This window comes from Amycolatopsis sp. NPDC051373 (assembly GCF_040689465.1).
Lineage (GTDB): Bacteria > Actinomycetota > Actinomycetes > Mycobacteriales > Pseudonocardiaceae > Amycolatopsis.
In genome coordinates, this window is sequence record NZ_JBFBAE010000007.1 from 231,172 (window position 1) to 250,071 (window position 18,900).

General features: G+C 72.2%; 19 protein-coding genes. 15 read left to right on the plus strand and 4 right to left on the minus strand.

Going from position 1 to position 18,900, the window contains the following annotated elements; genetic code table 11:
* Window positions 1–5: 5 nt before the first annotated feature.
* Both AB0383_RS15550 and eno read right to left on the minus strand, forming a co-directional pair.
* Window positions 6–587, minus strand: coding sequence for a PadR family transcriptional regulator (locus tag AB0383_RS15550; RefSeq protein WP_366187593.1), 582 nt, complete (start codon window positions 585–587; stop codon window positions 6–8).
* 97 nt (window positions 588–684) lie between these two features.
* On the minus strand, window positions 685–1,962 hold the full coding sequence (gene eno, locus AB0383_RS15555) for a phosphopyruvate hydratase (protein WP_366187594.1): 1,278 nt from the start codon (window positions 1,960–1,962) through the stop codon (window positions 685–687).
* 450 nt (window positions 1,963–2,412) lie between these two features.
* Between eno and AB0383_RS15560 the strand changes: the two genes are divergently transcribed.
* The 15 genes from AB0383_RS15560 (at window position 2,413) to AB0383_RS15630 (ending at window position 17,204) form a co-directional block, all read left to right on the plus strand.
* Complete coding sequence (locus AB0383_RS15560) at window positions 2,413–3,372, plus strand: phosphate/phosphite/phosphonate ABC transporter substrate-binding protein (RefSeq protein ID WP_366187595.1); 960 nt, start codon at window positions 2,413–2,415, stop codon at window positions 3,370–3,372.
* The gene (gene phnC, locus AB0383_RS15565; RefSeq protein WP_366187596.1) at window positions 3,369–4,157 is read left to right on the plus strand and encodes a phosphonate ABC transporter ATP-binding protein; all 789 of its coding nucleotides are present in this window, start codon (window positions 3,369–3,371) and stop codon (window positions 4,155–4,157) included. The genes AB0383_RS15560 and phnC overlap by 4 nt, the downstream gene beginning before the upstream one ends.
* Window positions 4,154–5,800 carry a phosphonate ABC transporter, permease protein PhnE gene (phnE, locus tag AB0383_RS15570; protein ID WP_366187597.1) on the plus strand — a complete coding sequence of 549 codons (1,647 nt, stop codon included), beginning with the start codon at window positions 4,154–4,156 and terminating at the stop codon, window positions 5,798–5,800. The genes phnC and phnE overlap by 4 nt, the downstream gene beginning before the upstream one ends.
* Before the next feature lie 98 nt (window positions 5,801–5,898).
* Window positions 5,899–6,648, plus strand: coding sequence for a GntR family transcriptional regulator (locus AB0383_RS15575; protein ID WP_255637778.1), 750 nt, complete (start codon window positions 5,899–5,901; stop codon window positions 6,646–6,648).
* A complete protein-coding gene (gene phnG / locus AB0383_RS15580) occupies window positions 6,641–7,075 on the plus strand; it encodes a phosphonate C-P lyase system protein PhnG (protein WP_366187598.1) in 435 nt (144 codons plus the stop codon). The genes AB0383_RS15575 and phnG overlap by 8 nt, the downstream gene beginning before the upstream one ends.
* A 5-nt stretch (window positions 7,076–7,080) precedes the next feature.
* On the plus strand, window positions 7,081–7,662 hold the full coding sequence (gene phnH, locus AB0383_RS15585) for a phosphonate C-P lyase system protein PhnH (protein WP_366187650.1): 582 nt from the start codon (window positions 7,081–7,083) through the stop codon (window positions 7,660–7,662).
* Window positions 7,662–8,777, plus strand: coding sequence for a carbon-phosphorus lyase complex subunit PhnI (locus AB0383_RS15590; RefSeq protein ID WP_366187599.1), 1,116 nt, complete (start codon window positions 7,662–7,664; stop codon window positions 8,775–8,777). The genes phnH and AB0383_RS15590 overlap by 1 nt, the downstream gene beginning before the upstream one ends.
* Window positions 8,777–10,594: an alpha-D-ribose 1-methylphosphonate 5-phosphate C-P-lyase PhnJ gene (locus AB0383_RS15595; protein WP_366187600.1), complete on the plus strand. Its 1,818-nt coding sequence runs from the start codon at window positions 8,777–8,779 to the stop codon at window positions 10,592–10,594. Before AB0383_RS15590 ends, AB0383_RS15595 begins: the two co-directional genes overlap by 1 nt.
* A 5-nt stretch (window positions 10,595–10,599) precedes the next feature.
* Window positions 10,600–11,337, plus strand: a complete 738-nt coding sequence (locus tag AB0383_RS15600) for an ATP-binding cassette domain-containing protein (protein ID WP_366187601.1) — start codon at window positions 10,600–10,602, stop codon at window positions 11,335–11,337.
* A 34-nt stretch (window positions 11,338–11,371) separates the two neighbouring features.
* Window positions 11,372–12,577 (plus strand): alpha-D-ribose 1-methylphosphonate 5-triphosphate diphosphatase, encoded by a 1,206-nt coding sequence (locus tag AB0383_RS15605; RefSeq protein ID WP_366187602.1) that lies wholly within the window; start codon window positions 11,372–11,374, stop codon window positions 12,575–12,577.
* 76 nt (window positions 12,578–12,653) lie between these two features.
* The gene (locus AB0383_RS15610; protein ID WP_366187603.1) at window positions 12,654–13,475 is read left to right on the plus strand and encodes an inositol monophosphatase family protein; all 822 of its coding nucleotides are present in this window, start codon (window positions 12,654–12,656) and stop codon (window positions 13,473–13,475) included.
* Complete coding sequence (locus AB0383_RS15615; protein ID WP_366187604.1) at window positions 13,472–14,008, plus strand: HD domain-containing protein; 537 nt, start codon at window positions 13,472–13,474, stop codon at window positions 14,006–14,008. The genes AB0383_RS15610 and AB0383_RS15615 overlap by 4 nt, the downstream gene beginning before the upstream one ends.
* A gap of 172 nt (window positions 14,009–14,180) precedes the next feature.
* Window positions 14,181–15,740, plus strand: a complete 1,560-nt coding sequence (locus AB0383_RS15620; protein WP_364175101.1) for a metallophosphoesterase family protein — start codon at window positions 14,181–14,183, stop codon at window positions 15,738–15,740.
* A 247-nt stretch (window positions 15,741–15,987) separates the two neighbouring features.
* A complete protein-coding gene (locus AB0383_RS15625) occupies window positions 15,988–16,818 on the plus strand; it encodes a hypothetical protein (RefSeq protein WP_364175098.1) in 831 nt (276 codons plus the stop codon).
* Window positions 16,785–17,204: a cytochrome P450 gene (locus AB0383_RS15630; protein ID WP_366187605.1), complete on the plus strand. Its 420-nt coding sequence runs from the start codon at window positions 16,785–16,787 to the stop codon at window positions 17,202–17,204. The genes AB0383_RS15625 and AB0383_RS15630 overlap by 34 nt, the downstream gene beginning before the upstream one ends.
* A gap of 3 nt (window positions 17,205–17,207) precedes the next feature.
* On the opposite strand, the gene AB0383_RS15635 is transcribed toward AB0383_RS15630, so the two are convergent.
* Window positions 17,208–17,600 (minus strand): PPOX class F420-dependent oxidoreductase, encoded by a 393-nt coding sequence (locus tag AB0383_RS15635; RefSeq protein WP_364175092.1) that lies wholly within the window; start codon window positions 17,598–17,600, stop codon window positions 17,208–17,210.
* Window positions 17,601–17,610: 10 nt separating this feature from the next.
* A complete protein-coding gene (locus tag AB0383_RS15640; RefSeq protein WP_364175089.1) occupies window positions 17,611–18,855 on the minus strand; it encodes an MFS transporter in 1,245 nt (414 codons plus the stop codon).
* Window positions 18,856–18,900 lie beyond the last annotated feature (45 nt).

Genomic DNA, 18,900 nt, shown 5'->3' on the forward strand with positions numbered 1-18,900 from the left:
GGCGCCTACTCGCCCGTGACGGCGTACTGCGGTGCCCGCCCGCCGAGGGTCGCGTCCACGAACGCGACGGCGGCTCGCGCGTTCTCGAACCGGAAGGTGAGCAGCACGGTGTCGAACCCGTCGGAGGAGCTCTGCTGCTTCTCGAGCCCGTCGACGATCCGATCCAGCACCCGCCGCTGCTCGCCGAGCAACGGCGCCGGATCGGCCCCGCGCCGTTCCAGCAACGCGAGCTTCACCAGCAGCTCCGAGCGCACGTCACGCACGTGCCGGGCCGGCCGGGCGAGCCACTCCGCCACGGCCGCGTGGCCTTCGGGTGTGGCCTGCACGAGCGCGCGCGGCGGGCCGGAGTCGCCGGGTTCGGTGCCCGCGCCCACCACGAACCCGCGGGCCAGCAAGCGGTCCACAGCGCGGTAGACGACGGGTTTCGGCAGCCGCCAGACACGGCCGACCTCGCCGGCCTCCGACGTGAGCCGCACGAGCGCGAAACCGTGCGTCGGGGACTCCACCACCAGGCAGAGCACAATCCACTCGCTCAGTGACAACCCAGCGGACAACCCGGCTCCGTCTTCCCCGTCCGACTTTCCCACGTCCGACACTGTAGCCCGTGAGTAGTCTCGGTGATACTAGTCGTGGAAGATCGGGCCGGGCCGCCGCTCGTCGTCGTCGAGCGCTGCCGGGCCGCGCTCAGCCCCGCAGCGTGGCGCGCCCCGCGTACCGGGCCTCGGTGCCGAGCTCCTCCTCGATGCGCAGGAGCTGGTTGTACTTCGCGGTGCGGTCGGAGCGCGAGAGCGAGCCGGTCTTGATCTGGCCGCAGTTGGTGGCCACGGCGAGGTCGGCGATCGTGGTGTCCTCGGTCTCGCCCGAGCGGTGCGACATGACCGCGGAGTAGCCGGCCTTGTGCGCGGTCTCGACGGCGGCGAGCGTCTCGGTGAGCGTGCCGATCTGGTTGACCTTGATGAGGATCGAGTTCGCGATGCCGCGCTCGATGCCGTCCTTAAGGATCTCCACGTTGGTGCAGAACAGGTCGTCGCCCACGAGCTGCACGCGGTCGCCGATCGTGTCGGTGAGCTGCTTCCAGCCGGTGTAGTCGTCCTGCGCCAGACCGTCCTCGATGGACACGATGGGGAAGCGCCGCGTGAGGTCTTCGAGGTAGGCCACGTGTTCTTCGATACTGCGCTTGCGGCCCTCCCCGGTGTAGTCGTAGACCTCGCCGGTGTAGAACTCCGACGCGGCCGGGTCGAGCAGCAGCGCGATGTCCTCGCCCGGCGTGTAGCCGGTCTGCTCGATCGCGCGCACCACGAACTCGAGCGCCTCGTCGGCCGAGCCGAGCTGCGGCGCGAAGCCGCCTTCGTCGCCGACGTTGGTGTTGTGGCCGGCCTCGTGCAGCGACTTGCGCAGCGTGTGGAACACCTCGGAGCCCATGCGCACGGCGTCGGCGAACGTCTCGGCGCCGACCGGGCCGATCATGAACTCCTGGAAGTCGATCGGGTTGTCGGCGTGGGCGCCGCCGTTGATGATGTTCATCATCGGCATCGGCAGCAGGTGCGCGTAGACCCCGCCGACGTAGCGGTAGAGCGGCAGGTGGCTGGCGGCCGCGGCGGCCTTCACCACGGCCAGCGACACCCCGAGCGTCGCGTTGGCGCCGAGACGGGCCTTGTTCGCGGTGCCGTCGAGCGCGATCAGCGCGCGGTCGACGTCGGCCTGCGCCTCGGCGTCGAGCCCGGTCACGGCCTCGGCGATCTCGCCGTTCACCGCGTCGACGGCCTTGCGCACGCCCTTGCCGTGGTAGCGGGACTTGTCGCCGTCACGCAGCTCCACGGCCTCGCGCGTGCCCGTGGACGCCCCCGACGGCACGGCCGCGCGCCCGCGCGACCCGTCGGCCAGCTCCACATCGACCTCGACCGTCGGGTTCCCGCGGCTGTCCAGCACCTCGCGGCCCTTGACCCGGACGATGCTTGTCATGTCGCTCCTCGGAGGTTCAAGCCGGAGCGCTCGTCGACGAGACCGTGGGCACTGCGGCGGCAGGCGGCACCACGGTGAGCCGCGAATCACGGCGAGGCTAGCAGAAATCCACTGAATCGATCCGGAGTTCCCGGGGACGATCGCGCCGGTCACGTCCCGCGCGAACCGCCGGCTGCGCGACGATCCCGGCCGCGTACCGCTCGTTCCCCGGATTCAGGATCACGATCGAATCACGAACCGCGGCCCGAGCGCCATGACCCATCGCAGGCGATCGCACACGGTTGGCGATCCCGGTCACCGGTACGGCACTCCTCCGCCCGGGTTGTGACAAGGGACGTGCGGAGTTCTGCGAAGCGTAACCACGGCTTCTCCTCACCTGCATCGGCCCGAACGACTCTCGGGACGTCAACACCTGCCGCCCTACCCGGGCGAAAAAAAGGAGAGTCCCCGATGTCCCGTCTCCCCCGACGCACGGCCGCGGCCGTCCTCGGCGTGGCCGCCGCCTTCCTCCTGGCCGCGTGCGGCCAGAGCGCGGCGACGAACACCGGCAACGCAGCCGATGGTGGCGGTCGCAACCCCGATGAGCTCGTCTTCTCGGCGGTTCCGTCCGAAAACGCGCAGAGCCTGCAGCAGTCCTTCCAGCCGGTCATCAACCTCCTCGAGAAGGAGACCGGCAAGAAGATCAAGTTCCAGCCGGCCACCGACTACGCCGCGGTGATCGAGGCGCAGCGCAGCGGCAAGGTCGACATCGCCAACTACGGCCCGCTCTCCTACGTGCTCGCCAAGAACAGCGGCGTGAAGGCCAGCCCGATCGCCGCCGGGATCACGACCAAGGGTGAAACGCCCGGCTACAAGTCCTACGGCATCACCAAGGCGGGCTCGCCGATCAAGAGCATCGCCGACTTCAAGGGCAAGAAGATCTGCTTCGTCGACCCGGCTTCGACCTCGGGCTACCTGTACCCGAAGGCCGCGCTGCTGCAGGCCGGCATCGACCCGGTCAAGGACATCACCCCGGTGATGACCGGCGGCCACGACGCGTCCGTGCTCGCCGTCAACAGCGGCCAGTGCGATGCCGGCTTCGCCGAGGACGTCATGGTCGACAAGATCCTGATCGACAAGGGCCAGCTGAAGCAGGGCGACATCAACACCGTCTGGAAGTCCGACATCATCGCCGGCTCGCCGGTCGCGGTGGACGACGACCTCTCCGCCGACCTCAAGGCGAAGATCACCGACGTGTTCCAGAACAAGGCCAACGTCGACTACCTCAACGCCAACGGCTTCTGCTCCACCGCCTGCAAGGCGGTCGACGACGCCGGCGACTGGGGGTACGCGAAGGTCGACGACGCGTTCTACGCCGGTGTCCGCAAGGTCTGCGCGACCACCAAGGACAAGCAGTGCACCGCGTCGTGACCGACGAACCGGTCATCGTCTTCGACAGCGTCAGCAAGCACTTCGGGCCTGAAGTCCGGGCGCTGGACGAGGTGTCGCTGAAGGTCCACCCGGGTGAGGTCGTGGTGCTGCTCGGGCTCTCGGGCTCCGGCAAGTCCACGCTGCTGCGCCACGTCGACGGGTTGCAGCGGCCCACCGGCGGCTCGGTCACGGTGCTCGGCACCGATGTCGGCAAGGCCCGCGGCAGTGAGCTGCGGCGCTTGCGCCGGCGGATCGGGTTCGTGTTCCAGCAGTTCCACCTCATCGGCAGCCTCACGGTGCTGGAGAACATCTGCGCGGGCGCCCTCGGACGCCTGCGCGGGCCGCGGCTGGGCCTGTTCACCTACCCGAAGTCCGTCCGGATCGAGGCACTCGGCCACCTCGAGCGCGTGGGGCTGCTCGACCGCGCGTTCCAGCGGGCCGACACGCTTTCCGGAGGCCAGCAGCAGCGCGTCGCCGTGGCGCGGGCGCTGATGCAGCGGCCGGAGATCCTGCTCGCGGACGAGCCGGTGGCCTCGCTCGACCCTGAGTCGTCGGCTCAGGTCATGGCCCTGATCCGGGAGATCGGGGCCGAGCAGAAGCTCACGGTGCTGTGCAGCCTGCACCAGGTCGATCTGGCGCTGAGCTGGGGCGACCGGGTGGTCGGCCTGCGCGGCGGCCAGGCGGTGCTCGACACCCCGGTGGCCGGGCTGGATCGCGACGCGGCCATGGGCCTGTACGCCAAGGTGGCCGCGGCCCCGCTGCCCGTGCCCGCGGCCGTCGGATGACCGCCGCGCCGCCGCTGTCCACCGCCCGCGTGGCGCAGCGGACCCTCGCCCGGCCCCGCGCCGGTGGCACGGCGGCGTGGCTGGTCCTCGCCGCGATCGTCGCCGTCGGCGTGTGGGCGGTGGCCGACCTGAAGATCAACGTCGCCACGTTCGTCGACAGCGCCGACAATGCCGTCGACTTCGCCGGCCGGATGTTCCCGCTCGACTTCCCGCCCGTGGGCGAGCTGCTGGAGCTGTGCGGGAAAACGCTGGCGATCGTGGTGTCCGCGACGTTGCTGTCGGTGATCATCAGCGTGCCGCTGGCGATCCTCGCGGCCGTCAACACGACGCCGCACCGCACGGTGCGCGTCGGGGCCCGCACGCTCATCGTGCTGGCCCGGGCCGTGCCCGACGTGGTGCTCGCCATCGTGTTCTTCCGCATCTTCGGCCTCGGCGCCATGACCGGGGTGCTGGCCATGGGCCTGCACTCGGTCGGCATGGTCGCCAAGTTGTACGCCGACGCGGTCGAGCAGATCGACGAAGGCGCCCGCTCAGCCGTACGGGCGGGCGGCGCCGGGACGTTCCAGGAGCTCGTGACCGGCGTGCTCCCGCAAGTGCTGCCGGCGTTCGTGGCGACCGCATTGCACCGGCTGGACATCAACCTGCGGGTCTCGGTGGTGCTCGGGTTCGTCGGCGTCGACGGGCTCGGGTACGCGATCGCCACGGCGTTCCAGCAGCTCGACTACCCGCGCGGAATGGCTCTCGCCCTGGTGGTGCTGCTGCTGTGCGTGGCGGTGGAGCTGCTCTCGGGCGCCATCCGCCGCGCGCTGCTGCGCGGGCAGGACAACCGCAAGATCGTGGCGATCCCCGTGCAACGGGGGAACCAGGTCAGTCCCGGGTGGACGTTCCGCCGGGTCCGCCAGGCCGCCTACGCGCTGGTGACCGTGCTGGTGATCGCGGCGTCCGCGTGGGGTGCCGACCTCGACCCCGCGCAGTTCTTCGGCGCGCTGGGCAATCTCGGGCAGACGGCCGGGCTGTTCTGGCCGCCCGAGACGGCCGGGATCTTCGGGCAGCTGCTCGACGACCTGTGGGTCACCGTGCAGATCGCGCTGGGCGCCACGGTGCTCGGGGCGGTGCTGGCGGTGCCGATCGGGTCGCTGGCCGCGCGCAACGTCGCGCCGGCCGCATGGGTCGCGCGCACGTTCCGGCTGATCGTGGTGCTGATCCGCGGCATCCCGGAGCTGGTGCTGGCGATCGTGTTCGTGGTGATCACCGGGCTCGGCGCGGTGGCAGGCACGCTGGCGCTCGCCGTGGGCGCGGTCGGGCTGCTGGGCAAGCTCGTGGCCGACTCGCTCGAGGAGGTCGACCCGGGCGTCGAGCAGGCGATCCGGGCGACCGGGGCGGGGCCGTGGCAGGTGTTCTTCACGGGCACGCTGCCGCAGGCGGCCCCCGCGTTCGTGGCCCACGTGCTCTACCAGCTCGACACGAACATCCGCTCGGCGACGCTGCTGGGCATCGTGGGGGCGGGCGGGATCGGCTTCGACCTGCTCAGCGCTTCCCGGGTGATCGAGTTCGGCGTGGTCACGACCGTCCTGCTGCTGGTGTTCGCCACGGTGCTGCTCGTGGAACTGCTCGCGGTCTGGCTCCGGCACGTCGTGCGCTGAGCCGCCGGCAACAAGTGTCGCTGATGTTCACCTTCGGGCGTGCGGGCGTTGGCCACGGCGCAGTTGTCCGGACAAGCCCGGCGAGCACTGTGGGTGACATGACCTCGACGAGGTACCTCGACATCGCCGACCAGCTGGCCACCGAGCTGGTGGCCTACGCACCCGGGACGCGGGTGGCGAGCGAGCCGGAGCTCGCCACCCGCTTCGGGGTCGGCCGGGCGGCCGCCCGTTCGGCGCTGCAGGAGCTGGAGCGCCGGCTGCTCGTGCGCCGCGTGCAGGGCGCCGGCACGTTCGTGAGCCGGCGCATCGACTACGTGATCTCGCACAGCCGGCCGCCGTCCTGGCACGCCACGGTGGCGGCGGCCGGGGCGACGCCGCGGTCGCAGATCAAGGGTGTGGAACGCGTCGAGGCCTGCGAGGCGGCCGCCCGGCAGCTCGAGCGGCCGGTGGGCTCACCCGTGCACCGGGTGATCCGCCACTTCTACATCGACGACCTGCTCGCCTCCTGGACCGAGGAGCTGATCCCGGTCGACGTGGCCCCGAACCTCGACCTCGCGCTGCACAGCGTGGAGTCGGTGGACCTGGTGCTGCGGCAGCTGGGCGGCGTGCAGCCGGTGCGCGCGTGGTTCCGGGCGAGTGTGGACATCCCGCCGGCCGAGGTGCTGCGCGGCCTGCAGATCGAGGCCAGGGTCCCGGTGTGGTGCATCGAAAGCGTCAACCGGGACGCCGAATCCGGCCGGGTCCTCATGACCAGCAGCGCGTGGACGCGCATGGACGCCGTCCGCGTGGTGGTGGAGCTGGAAGACCCGGCTTTCCCCGCGAAACGTGAAGGAGAACAGGGTGACTGATCCCTTGAGCCGGGAGGAGCGCTGCGGCCTGCTGGCCGAAGCCGAACCCGGCGAACTGCGGGCGCTTGCCGACGCCTGTCTCGCCGACGACGCCGACGTGCGGGTGCTGCTCGCGCCGGAGGTCGGCTGCGTGCAGACCCAGGTGCGTGAACCCGTTGCCGGTGAACGGTTCCTGCTCGGCGACGTGCTCGCGTGCCGCGCCGAGGTGGAGCTCGCCGGGCATCGCGGCTGGGCGATGCGCCTGGGCGACGACCGCGCGGCTGTGCTCGCCGCCGCGGTGCTCGACGCCGAGGTCGAGGCCGGCCGCGCGCACGCGGCCGAAGTGGACGAGCTGTGCCGGGAGGTCGCGCGCCGCCTCGTCGAGCGGGAAGAACGCGAATGGGCCGAGCTGGCCCCGACCGTGGTCGAGTTCGAGGAGCTGACGTGATCGCCATGACCGCCACCACGCCCACCGCCGTCCTGCGCCCCGCGGGGTCGCAGCAGGTGTTCCGCGCCGTTCTGGAAGCGCTTTCCCGTCCGGGTGCACCGCAGGACCTTCCCCAGGATCTGGTGCGCAGCACGGATCCCGCGGTGCTGCCGGTGCTCGCGCTCGCCGACCTCGGCACCGGCGTCTGCGTGCTGGAAGAGAGCACGAAGTGGGCCGACGCCGTCGCGCTGGCGACGTCCGCGCCGATCCGGCCGCTCGAGCTGGCCCGCCTCGTCGCGGCCGTGCGCCCGGTGACCGCCGACGAGATCACGCGCTTGTGCCGCGGCACCGCGCCGGCCCCGGAGGACGCCGCGCTGGCCGCCCTCGCAGTGTCCGATGTGGACGGCGGCGAGCGCCGCTGGCGAATCTCCGGCCCGGGTGTGCCCGGCGAACTGACCCTGGCCCCGCGCGGCCTGCCGGAGGGCTTCGCCGCCGCGCGCGCCGAAGCCGTGGCGGGCTACCCGGCGGGGATCGACGTGCTGCTGGTGACGGACGACGGCCGCGTCGTCGGCCTGCCGCGCACCACCACGATTGTCGAGGAGGACTGATGGGGTACTCGGGCGCCCGGGGCGGGCTCGAAGCCATCCTCGCGGCCGAAGACCTGGTGCGCCGCGCCCGCGACCACGCGCCGGTGGCGTGGGCCGACACCGGGCAGATCGTCGCGCGGTTCCGGCTCGCGGTCGACCGTGTGATGGGCGAGGCCGGCCTGTTCGACGAGGACACCGCCGCCGCGGCGTTCCGCCAGGCCGAAGGCGACCCGCTGGAGGCGTCGCACCTGCTGCGCGCCTACCGCTCCACCCTGCCGCGCCTGGCCGTGGGCGAGCCGGTGGACCCGGACGAAATGCTGATCCTGCGCCGGATCGTGCCGGCGTTCCGCGAGCCGGACGGCCCGCAGCTGCTGGGCCGCACCACCGACTACACCGGGCGGCTGCTCGAAAAGCCGGTCGATGCACCGGAAGCCGACGAGCACGTGGCGGGCACTCCGAAGCCGCGCACCGACGAGCAGCGCCGGCCGCGGCGGTTCCTCGACCTGCTGCGCGAGCTCGACCTGGCCGTGGATCACCGCGGCGAGGCCGAGGACGCCGAGCCGTTCGACCTCACCCGCAAGCCCGCCCGGCCGCCGGCCCCGCGCTCGGCCGCGCTGGCCGCCATGGCGCGCGCGGAGACAGGCGCGCTGGTGTCGTTGTGGTACCGCTCGATCCTGGGACCCGACGGCAACCTCCACGAGGTCACGCTCGGCGAGGTCCGCCACGGCCGGCTGCCGCTGCGCGTGAAGCACCCGCACACCGGGAACCCCGTGTCCGTCGGCGACTTCCGGGTGACCGAGGCCGAGGCCATCGAGGATCTCAACGGCGCCGAAGAGGACCGCAGCCGCTTCGACGTGGGCTACGGACTGTGCTTCGGCCACAACGAGCGCAAGGCCATCGCGATGGCGAACCTCGACATCGCCAACCGCCGCTTCGGCAAGTCCGGCCCGCTCGAGCAGCTGCTGCTGCTGACCACCGACGGGCTCGACTCCGGCGGTTTCCTGGAGCACCTCAAGCTCCCGCACTACGTCACGTTCCGCTCGATGGTGGAACGCAAGCGGGCTCTGCAGGCCGCGGCGGGCACCGGTGAAGGGCCGGCGCCCCGGCAGACCGAGCCTTTCGGAGGGGAATGCTGATGAGCACGACCGAACAACTGCTCACCGAACTGGAAGCCGTCGCCGAACCGGCGGGCATCCTCGACGAGGGCGGCAAACGCGAGGTGCGCCGCGCGGCACTCACCGCGGTGTGCGTGCCCGGCTACCAGGTGCCCTTCGGCTCCCGCGAGATGCCGGTGGCCCGCGGCTGGGGCTCGGGCGGCCTGCAGGTGACGCTCGCCGTCGTCAGCACGGCCGACACCGTGAAGGTGATCGACCAGGGTGACGACGCCGGCGTGAACGCCACCAACCTGCGCCGGATGATCGCCGCCACCACCGGGGCGACCGAGACGGCCGACACACGCGAGGCGACGATCGTCCAAACGCGACACCGCGTGCCCGAGGAGGCGTTGTCGGAAGGCGACGTGCTCGTGTACCAGGTGCCGGTGCCGGAACCGTTGCGCGGCGTCGAGAAGTCCATGGCCGAATGCGGCCGGATGCACGCCGAGGGCGACTACTCGGCGATGTGGGTGAGCCTGTACGAGGACATCGTCCGCAACGGCATGATCACCCGTACCACCGGCTACCCCGTGCTCGTCGGCGGCCGGTACGTGATGGCCACGACGCCGATCCCGCGGTGGGACGTGCCGAGGCTGCACCAGTCGCCGCAACTGAACCTCTTCGGCGCGGGCCGCGAGAAGCGCATCTACGCCGTGCCGCCGAACACCGACGTGAGGCCCCTGACCTTCGACGATGTGCCGTTCGAGGTCGAGTACACGCCGGGCGCGGTGTGCAAGCTGTGCGGACGCGACGACACGTTCCTCGTCGCCGCCGGCACGAGCGGCGCCTACGCCTGCAGCGACACGGAGTGGTGCGCCCGGGTGCGCGCGGGCGACGCCGACGCCGACGCCCACTACCACCGCGCGCCGCTGAACCTGCTGCCCGATCCGAACCGGCGGGCCCGCGCCACCGTGACTGCGGAGCACCGGGAGATGCCGCGGCGCGAGATCGCCGCGGACGCCCCGGAGTGGGCGCTGAAGGTCACCGGCATCGGCAAGGTGCACGGCGCGGGCGGCGCGGACGCGGTGTCCGGCACCGGACCCGAGCACGGCACGGCGGTCAGCCCCGCGACGGGCGCGATCGTGGCGGCCTGGGACGTGTCCTTCGACGTCGCGCCGGGCGAGGCGCTGGGCGTGATCGGCGAGTCGGGCTCGGGCAAGTCGACCGTGCTGGCGTGCGTGATCGGCGACGAGCGCGCCACCGCCGGCGAGGTCCGGCTGGCCACTGTGGACGGTGGCCGCACGGACCTGATGACGCTGCCGGACGCGCAGCGGCGCGGCCTGCGCGTGGACTCGATGGCCGTGGTGCACCAGAACCCCGCCGACGGGCTGGACCTGCGGGTCAGCGCGGGCGGCAACATCGCCGAGCGCCTCACGGCGGCGGGCTGGCGCGGCTACCACGACATCCGCCGGCGCGCGGCCGAGCTGCTCGACCGCGTGGAGGTGCCGCTGTCGCGGATGGACGATCCCGTGGGGACGTTCTCGGGCGGCATGCGCCAGCGCGTGCAGATCGCCAAGGCCCTGGCCACCGAGCCGCCGGTGGTGCTGCTCGACGAGCCGACCACCGGGCTCGACGCGTCGGTGGCCGCCGGCGTGCTCGACCTGCTGCGCGGCCTGCTGTCCGAACGCGACATCGCGGCCGTGGTCGTGAGCCACGACTTCTCCGTGATCGACGCGCTCACCGACCGCACGATCGTGATGCAGCTCGGCCGCGTGGTCGAGCGCGGCCTGACCGACCAGCTCTTCCACGACCCCCACCACCCCTACACCCAGCGGCTCGTCGCCGCGGCCCGGAGGTGACCCCCGTGTCCCCCGTCCTGTCCTTGCGCGGCCTGCGCAAGTCGTTCACGCTGCACACGATCGACGGCCGCACGGTGCACTCGCTGCTCGGCGTCGACCTCGACGTGCGCGCCGGCGAGCACGTGGCGCTCGCCGGGCCCAGCGGTGCCGGCAAGTCGTCGCTGCTGCGCTGCGTGAACCGCACCTACCTGCCCGACTCCGGTTCGATCGGGCTGCGCACCGCCGACGGCACCGAGCTCGAGCTGACGGAGCTGCCCGACCGTGCGATGGCCCGGGTGCGCGGCCGCGAATTCGGTTACGTGTCCCAGTTCCTGGCCGCTCCCCCGCGTACCGGACCGCTCGAAGTCGTGGCCGCGACGGCCCGGCGGCGGGGCGTGGATCGTGCCGAGGCGCGGGAAGCCGCCGCCGAAGCGCTGAAGCGGCTCAACCTCGACGAGGCGCTGTGGGACGTCGACTGCTCGGTGCTCTCGGGTGGCGAGCGCCAGCGCGTGAACCTCGCCGCGGGCACCGTCCGGCCGCCGCGGCTGCTGCTGCTCGACGAGCCGGTGTCCGCTCTGGACCCGGCCAACCGCGAGTCCGCCCTGGAGCTCATCGCCTCGCTCACCGCGCGGGGCGTGGCCGTGCTGGCTGTGTTCCACGACCTCGACGCCATGCGGCGCCTGGCTTCCCGCGTCGTGCTGATGAGCGACGGCCGCATCGCTCGCGACGGCGCGCCTGAAGAAATCCTGGAGGAAGTGGCATGACGACTGCCGACGTTCTCACCACCGCGGAGGCGGCATGACTGCCGAAGTGTTCGAGTCCCGAACCGATCAGTGGACGCTCGGCGCGCCGCCCGCGGACTACGTGCTCGGGCACGTGCGCGCGGTGCTGCCGGACCGCGTGCTCGACGACGCGCTGGTGGCGGTGCGCGACGGCGTGGTCGCCACCGTTGAGCCGCACGCGCCCGGCGTCGAGGCCGATGTGGACGGTCAGGGCCTGTTGTGCATCCCCGGTCTCGTCGACGTGCACAGCGACGGGCTGGAGAAGGAGCGGCTGCCCCGGCCCGGCGCCGAGCTGCCGATGGAGTTCGCGCTGCTGTCGTTCGAGGGCAAGCTGCGCGCGGCGGCGGTGACGACCGCGTTCCACGGCGCCGGGTTCGAGCAGAGCCACGGCCGCGGGCTGGCCCGCACGGTCGAGCGCGCCCACGACGTGTGCCACGCGGTGGACGAGCGCTCGGCGAACCTGGTGGACCACCGGATCCTCTACCGGCTCGACGTCCGCTCCCCCGAAGGCCTTCAGGCGCTGCAGAGCCGGATCGCCGAGGCGCCGGACACCGGTGTCGCGCCGCTCGTGTCGCACGAGGACCACACGCCCGGTCAGGGCCAGTACGCCGACCGCAGCTATTACGAGCGCTACCTCATGGGCGTGCGCGGGCTGTCGGAGCAGGAAGCGGCGGACCACGTGACCAAGCTGATCTCCGAGCGCGACGGCCGGCTCGGCGTGCGCGAGGACGCGATGGGGTGGCTCGGCGAGCAGGCCCGCGCGGGCCGGATCCGCCTGCTGGGCCACGATCCGGCGTCGGCGCAGGAAATCGGCGAGCTGGTGGAACGCGGCGGTTCCGTCGCCGAGTTCCCGACCACCGTCGAGGCGGCGCGAGAGGCTCGCGAACACGGCCTGCCCGTGGTGATGGGCGCGCCGAACGTGCTGCGCGGCGGTTCCCACAACGGCAACGCGTCGGGCCGGGACCTCGTCGCTCTGGGCCTGGTGACGGCGCTCGCGTCGGACTACCTGCCCTCGGGCTTGCTCGCGGCGGCGTTCGCGCTCGTCGACGACGGCCTCGTGACCCTGCCCGAAGCCATCGCGCTCGTCACGAGCGGTCCCGCGGCCGTCGCGGGGCTCGACGACCGCGGCCGGCTCGAAGCCGGCCGGCGCGCCGACCTCGCCCTCATCGCGGCGGGCCCGCGGTGGCCGGTCGTCCACACCACCCTGGTGAGCAAGGCATGACCGGGCTCGCGAGGGAATCGAATCGACACAGCGCTTCGCGGCTCAGCCGCGGCGCCGAGCGCAGCGAGGTGCGCGCATGAGTTTCATCGGATGGCCCGTGCCCGAGCCCGTGATCCCCGAGGGCACGCACCCCGCCCTCGCCGACGCCACCCGCGCGGCCGTCGCCGCGTTCGCCGCGGCCCGGGCGAAGCACACCCGCGCGGAACTGGCGGAGAAGGTGCAGATCGGCGCCGACGGGACGCCGACGATGCGGCTGGACATCCTCGTCGACACCGCCGTCGCCGAGGTCGTGGACTCCCACCGCGTGAACCTGCTGAGCGAAGAGATCGGCGTGATCGACCACGGTTCGTCGGTGACGCTCGTGGTCGACCCGGTCGACGGCACCGCCAACGCGGCGGCCGGCGTGCCGCTCTCGGCGTTCGCCGGGGTCGTGGCCGTGGACGGGGTCGCGACCGAGGCCCTGACCTGCTGGCTCGACACCGGCCGCTGCTGGCACGCCGTCGCCGGCCGGCCGACGCCGTATCGCACCACGGGCCGGCGTGAGCTCGACGGCGCGGCCGTGAGCCTGCTGCGCCCGCACGGCTCTGACGACGACGCGTGGTGGCGCGTGGCCAAGCGCGCCTCGCGCGTGCGGATCCTGTCCACCAGCTGCCTCGAGGCGGCCCTGGTCGCCGAGGGCTCCACCGACGCGTTCGCCGACGCGGGCTCCGACACCCACCGGATCATGGACCTCGCCGCGGCGATGGTGATGGTCCCCGCCGCCGGCGGCGCCGTGCTCGACGTGAACGGCCGTCCGCTGGAGATCGACCCCGACCTGACGCGCCGCTGGTCCGGTGTCGTCGCCGCCACCCGCGAGCTCGCGGAAGAGCTCGTCAGCACGCTGAAGGAGAAGCCGTGACCCTCACCCGAGAAGCGCTGGCCGAGCTCGTCGACGGTCTTGCCGGACTGCCCTACGGCGGCGAGGCCGTGGACCAGCGCACCCACGCGCTGCAGGCCGGCTGGTTCGCCGCGCGGCACGGCGGCGACGACGAGCTCGTCCTGGCCGCGACGCTGCACGACATCGGCCGCGCCCGGGCCGTCCGCGAGGAGTGGCCGGGCCTGCCGCACGAGCTGTCCGGCGCCGAGTTCGCGCGCCGCCACCTCGGCGAGCGCGCCGCGTGGATCATCGCGCAGCACGTGCCGGCCAAGCGCTACCTCGTCGCCACCGACGCCGAGTACCACGACCACCTCAGCCCCGCGTCCGTCGCGTCGCTGAAGGTCCAGGGCGGCCCGATGACGGCCCCGGAGGTCGCCGAGTTCGCGTCCCACCCGAACGCCGAGGAGGCCGTGCTCGTCCGCCGCTGGGACGACGACGCCAAGGACCCGAACGGCCCGGTGCTGGCGACCGCCGACGTGGTCGCCGCGTACGACCGGTTCCTCGCGAGCCGCTGACGCGGTTTCGCCGCCTATGCCCGAAAAGTTCCGGTGCGCGGGTGTCCTGATTGGACCGTCCGGCCCAAAGCGGACACCCGCGCTCGGAGACACTTCACGCGGCTGACAGGTCTCGTTCATCACCGCGTCGGCCTGCGCGCCTAGGTTCTCCTGGCCGAAGCCGAGGAGGGTCATGTCCGAGACCAGCAAACACACCGTAAGCCGCCGGGGGGCTCTGGGCCTGCTGGGCGCGGGCGCCGCAGTGCCCCTGCTGGGCACCGGAGTGGCCGCCGCCGCGCCGCAGAGCGCCGCGTTCGTGCCGCAGGTCGGCTCCGGCACCACACCGGTGCAGGGCCTGCACCTCACCTTCGGCCGTGACCCTGCGCGCCAGATGGTGGTCTCGTGGATCACCGAAGCCTCCGTGCGCAAGCCGCGCGTGCTGTACGGGACGCTCGACGGCGGCTTCGGCGCGGTGGCGCAGGCCGACACGCGCACGTACGTCGACGGCACGTCCGGCCGCACCGTGTGGGTGCACCACGCGATGCTCGACCGGCTGCGTCCCGGCACCGAGTACATCTACGCCGCGCAGCACGACGGCGCGACGCCCGACGCGGCCACCTTCCGCACCGCCCCGAGCGGCCGCTCGGCCTTCACGTTCACCAGCTTCGGCGACCAGTCGGCGCCGCAGGTCACCTGGAACGCCGCGGGCGCCGTGGGCCTCGACGCGAACTCCACGCCGGCGACCAAGGACATCGTCACCGGCATCGAGACGGTCGCGCCGCTGTTCCACCTGCTCAACGGCGACCTCTGCTACGCGAACCTCGACGTCGACCGCGTGCGCACGTGGAACAACTTCTTCACCAACAACACCCGCTCCGCGCGCTACCGGCCGTGGATGCCCGCCGCGGGCAACCACGAGATCGAGAAGCTCAACGGCGAGATCGGCCTCGGCGCATACCAGGCCTACTTCCAGCTGCCCTCCACCGAGACCGACCGCGAGCTGGCCGGCCTGTGGTACGGCTTCACCGTCGGCTCGGTGCGCGTGATCGTGCTGCAGAACGACGACAACGCCCTGCAGGACGGCGGCGACGTCTACATCAACGGCTACTCCGGCGGCCGCCAGCTCGCGTGGCTGAAGAAGGAGCTGGCCGCGGCCCGCGCGTCGAACGACATCGACTGGATCGTCGTCGCGATGCACCAGGTCATGATCAGCACGTCGGACGCCAACGGTGCCGACCTCGGCCTGCGCGAGAAGTACGGGCCGCTGTTCGACCAGTACGGCGTGGACCTGGTGCTGTGCGGGCACGAGCACGACTACGAGCGTTCGCTGGCCGTGCACGGGGTCGTCTCCGGCAGCGAGACGCTCACGCCGAACCCGGTCTCGACGGCGACCGACAACATCGACGCCTCGCACGGCACCGTGCACATGATCCTCGGCGGCGGCGGGGTCTCCGGCACGACCAACGGCAGCTTCTTCAAGGACGGCACGGGCAAGGTCATCACCGCCGTCTCCGCCAAAGCAGACCCGGGCACGGGCAAGCGCGTGTCGACCTACGTCGAGGAGCAGGCCGTGTGGAGCGCGGTCCGCGACGAGGAGCACCCCTACGGCTTCGCGTCCTTCACCGTGGACCCGGGCCGCCACCGCGGCGACACGACGACCATGCACGTGACCTACTACAACGTGAACAAGCCGCACGGCGAGCTTTCGGTGTTCGAGAAGTTCTCGCTGCACCGCCGCCGCTCCGACGGCTGAGCGGAATCTCCGAGGGCGGGGCGCCATCCGGGTGGGCCGGGATGGCGCCCTTTTCCGCGTTCGGGGACTGTTCGGGGCGCGCGTTCGGCGCTCGTCAACCCCTCTTGACGGCCTTCACCCCGAATGATCATCGGACCCCTTTCGGGGGGACGGTTCGGGTCGGTCGCGCGCTACGGTTCCCAGCACCGGTGCCCGGCGAGGACAACCGTCCTCTGTGGACACACCGGCCAGCGAGGAGCACCCGCCGATGGACCACACCGCGACCCCCTTCGTGCTCGACCCCGCCGCGCGCGACGTGCACGGCGAAGGCGCGCGGCTGCGCGAACGGGGGCCGCTGACGCCGGTCGAGCTGCCGGGTGGTGTGCCGGCGTGGGTGGTCACGAGCCCCGCGGCGTTGAAGCAGCTGCTCACCGACCCGCCGTGTCGAAGGGATCCGCGACGGCACTGGCCCGCCTACCGCGCCGGCGAGATCCCCGAAGACTGGCCGCTGCACATCTGGGTTTCCGTGCAGAACATGTTCACCGCCTACGGCAGCGAGCACCGCCGGCTGCGTTCGCTGGTGTCGCAGGCGTTCACTCCCCGGCGCATCGAGGGCATGCGGCCGCGGGTCGAGGAGCTCACCGCGGACCTGCTCGACGGTCTCGCCGCCGGGCCCGCGCACACCGACCTGCGCGAGAACTACTGCTACTCGCTGCCGATCGAGGTGATCTGCCGGCTCGTGGGCGTGCCGGAGGAGTCACGGCCGGGGTTGCGCGAGGGCGTGGCGGGACTGTTCGCGACGTCGGCCACGGCGGAGGAGGCGACCGCCAACGTCGCGCGGCTGTACGAACTGCTGGGCGGCCTCGCCGAGACCCGCCGCGCCGAGCCCGGCGACGACCTGGCCACCGTGCTCATCGCCGCGCGCGACGACGACGGCTCCGCCCTGACGGACGCGGAACTGCTCGATTCGCTGATGCTGGTGATCACGGCCGGGCACGAAACCACGGTCAATCTCCTCGACCAATCCGTGGCCGCGCTGCTCACGCACCCCGCGCAGCTGCCCTCGTGCTCGACGGCGACCGCGGCTGGTCCGACGTGATCGACAAAAGCCTGCGCTGGCAGTCGCCCGTCTCCCACCTGCCCCTGCGCTACGCCCTGGCCGACATCGACGTCGCCGGCACCACGATCCACGCCGGGGACCCGATCCTGGCCTCGTTCGGCCCGTCCGGGCGCGACGAGGCGTGCCACGGGCCCGACGCCGGGGTTTTCGACGTGACGCGGGCGAACAAGTCGTCACTGGCCTTCGGCCACGGCGCGCACTACTGCCTGGGCGCGCCGCTGGCCCGGATGGAGGCCGAGATCGCGCTGCTTGCGCTGTTCGCCCGGTTCCCGCAGCTGGCACTGGCCGTTCCCGCCGAGGACTTGCGCCCGCTGGCGTCGTTCATCACCAACGGGCACGAGTCTTTGCCGGTGCGGCTGTTGTGAGCTTCAGCCCATCGACCCGATGTGCTCGGCCTCGATGCGCAGCATCAGCCGCACCTGGTCGCGCCCGCCGTACCACGCGTAGGGCTGCCCGGTGTAGCGGAGGGCGAGCTTGTCGATGTGCTCGGCGGCGCCCTCGGTGGTCGCCTCCAGCACGCGCCCGCGGACGGTGAAGTAGCGGAACGGATGCGTCGCGTCCGCGATGTTCAGCGCCACTCGCGGGTCGCGCTCGATGTTGCGCACCTTGCGGAAACCCTCGACCGTGTTGACGAGGATGTGCTTGCCGTCGGTGTCCACCCACGTCTGCGTCAGCTGCGGCGAGCCGTCGGGCATGGTCGTGGCGATGAAGCAGAGGCTCGGCTGTTCCAGCAGAGCGAGAAGACCGTCGGGGAGATCCATGGGTCTCACGCTAGCCACCGGATGCGGGGGTAATCGAGTCAGGTTCCGGGCTGGATTCCCGGGTTCCGGGGACCAGGAGCAACGGGACACTGAGGACACAAAGGACACCCGCGGCGGCGATCGCGACCCGGACGTCCGTGGCGCTCGCGAGGAGGCCCGCGGCGACGATGAACAGCGGCCGGACCAGGCGGCTGCCGGCGGACCAGCCGGCGAGGACTCGCGCCATCATGTCCTCGCGCGTCAACGTCATGCGGTGGGCGCTGAACAGCGGGTTGAACACCCCGGCGGCGAGCAGCAGCAGGGTGTCGATCGCCAGGAACGCGAGCACGCCCCCGAGGCCGGGCCCCACGAACGGAATGGCCAGCACCCATGGCGTGCGGGCGATTCCGGCCCAGATCAGCACCCGGCGCGTGCCGAAGCGCGCCGCCAGGCGGGGTGCGAGACGGGCGCCCAGGACGCCGCCCAGGCAGGGCAGGCCGATGACCAGGCCGTACTGCCACGGGCGGAAACCCAGGTCGTCGAGCATGAACACGGTCTCCAGCGGCGAGATGGCGAGCACGGCGGAGCCGAAGAGCAGCGCGTTGGCGAACAGCAGCGCGAGTTCGCGCCTGTGCAGCAGGTAGCGCCAGCCTTCGAGCAGGTCACGGCCGACGTGCGCCGGCGTGGTGCGCGCGGGTGGCGGTGGCTCCGGGCTGCGGAGCGAGCGCACGCCGAGGGCGGACGCGAGGTAGGAGACGGCGTCGACCAGCATCGTCACGGCCGGGCCGGTCAGCGAGACCAGCACTCCGCCGACGGGTGGCCCGGCGGAGTTCACCGTCCAGCTCGCGGCTTCGAAGCGGCTGGCGGCTTCGGCACGCTGGCGCGCGGTGACCAGTGCCCGAAGGTGCGCTCCGCTGGCGGCGGTGAAGGCGACGAGCGCGACCGTCTGCACGGCACCGACCACGTACAGCTGAGCCAGCGACACCACGCCCAGCCCGATCGCCACCGGCACGCTCGCGAGGGCGACGAACCGCACGACGTCGGCGGTGATCATCACCGGCCGTTTGCGCCGGAACTCCACGAACCCGCCGATCGGCAGGGAGATCAGCGCGCCGGCGAGGCCGGGGATCGCGGCGAGCAGGGACACCTCGGCGGCGGACGCGTGCAGGATCAGCACCGCCACGAGGGGGATCGCGCCGTAGCCGATGGCCGAGCCCGTCTCGCTCGCGGTGAACGCCCACCACAGCCTCCGGAAATCCGCCCCCAGCCCCCGCATCCGGATGACGATAACGGGGCAGGGCCGCCGAAATGACCATCGGGG

Coding starts and splice junctions, on each gene's coding strand:
- AB0383_RS15605 (WP_366187602.1), top strand. CDS start 11,372: ATGACTGCCGAAGTGTTCGAGTCCCGAACCGATCAGTGGACGCTCGGC.
- AB0383_RS15610 (WP_366187603.1), top strand. CDS start 12,654: ATGAGTTTCATCGGATGGCCCGTGCCCGAGCCCGTGATCCCCGAGGGC.
- AB0383_RS15620 (WP_364175101.1), top strand. CDS start 14,181: ATGTCCGAGACCAGCAAACACACCGTAAGCCGCCGGGGGGCTCTGGGC.
- AB0383_RS15560 (WP_366187595.1), top strand. CDS start 2,413: ATGTCCCGTCTCCCCCGACGCACGGCCGCGGCCGTCCTCGGCGTGGCC.
- AB0383_RS15635 (WP_364175092.1), bottom strand. CDS start 17,600: ATGGATCTCCCCGACGGTCTTCTCGCTCTGCTGGAACAGCCGAGCCTC.
- AB0383_RS15625 (WP_364175098.1), top strand. CDS start 15,988: ATGGACCACACCGCGACCCCCTTCGTGCTCGACCCCGCCGCGCGCGAC.
- AB0383_RS15595 (WP_366187600.1), top strand. CDS start 8,777: ATGAGCACGACCGAACAACTGCTCACCGAACTGGAAGCCGTCGCCGAA.
- phnH (WP_366187650.1), top strand. CDS start 7,081: ATGACCGCCACCACGCCCACCGCCGTCCTGCGCCCCGCGGGGTCGCAG.
- AB0383_RS15640 (WP_364175089.1), bottom strand. CDS start 18,855: ATGCGGGGGCTGGGGGCGGATTTCCGGAGGCTGTGGTGGGCGTTCACC.
- eno (WP_366187594.1), bottom strand. CDS start 1,962: ATGACAAGCATCGTCCGGGTCAAGGGCCGCGAGGTGCTGGACAGCCGC.
- AB0383_RS15590 (WP_366187599.1), top strand. CDS start 7,662: ATGGGGTACTCGGGCGCCCGGGGCGGGCTCGAAGCCATCCTCGCGGCC.
- AB0383_RS15575 (WP_255637778.1), top strand. CDS start 5,899: ATGACCTCGACGAGGTACCTCGACATCGCCGACCAGCTGGCCACCGAG.
- phnE (WP_366187597.1), top strand. CDS start 4,154: ATGACCGCCGCGCCGCCGCTGTCCACCGCCCGCGTGGCGCAGCGGACC.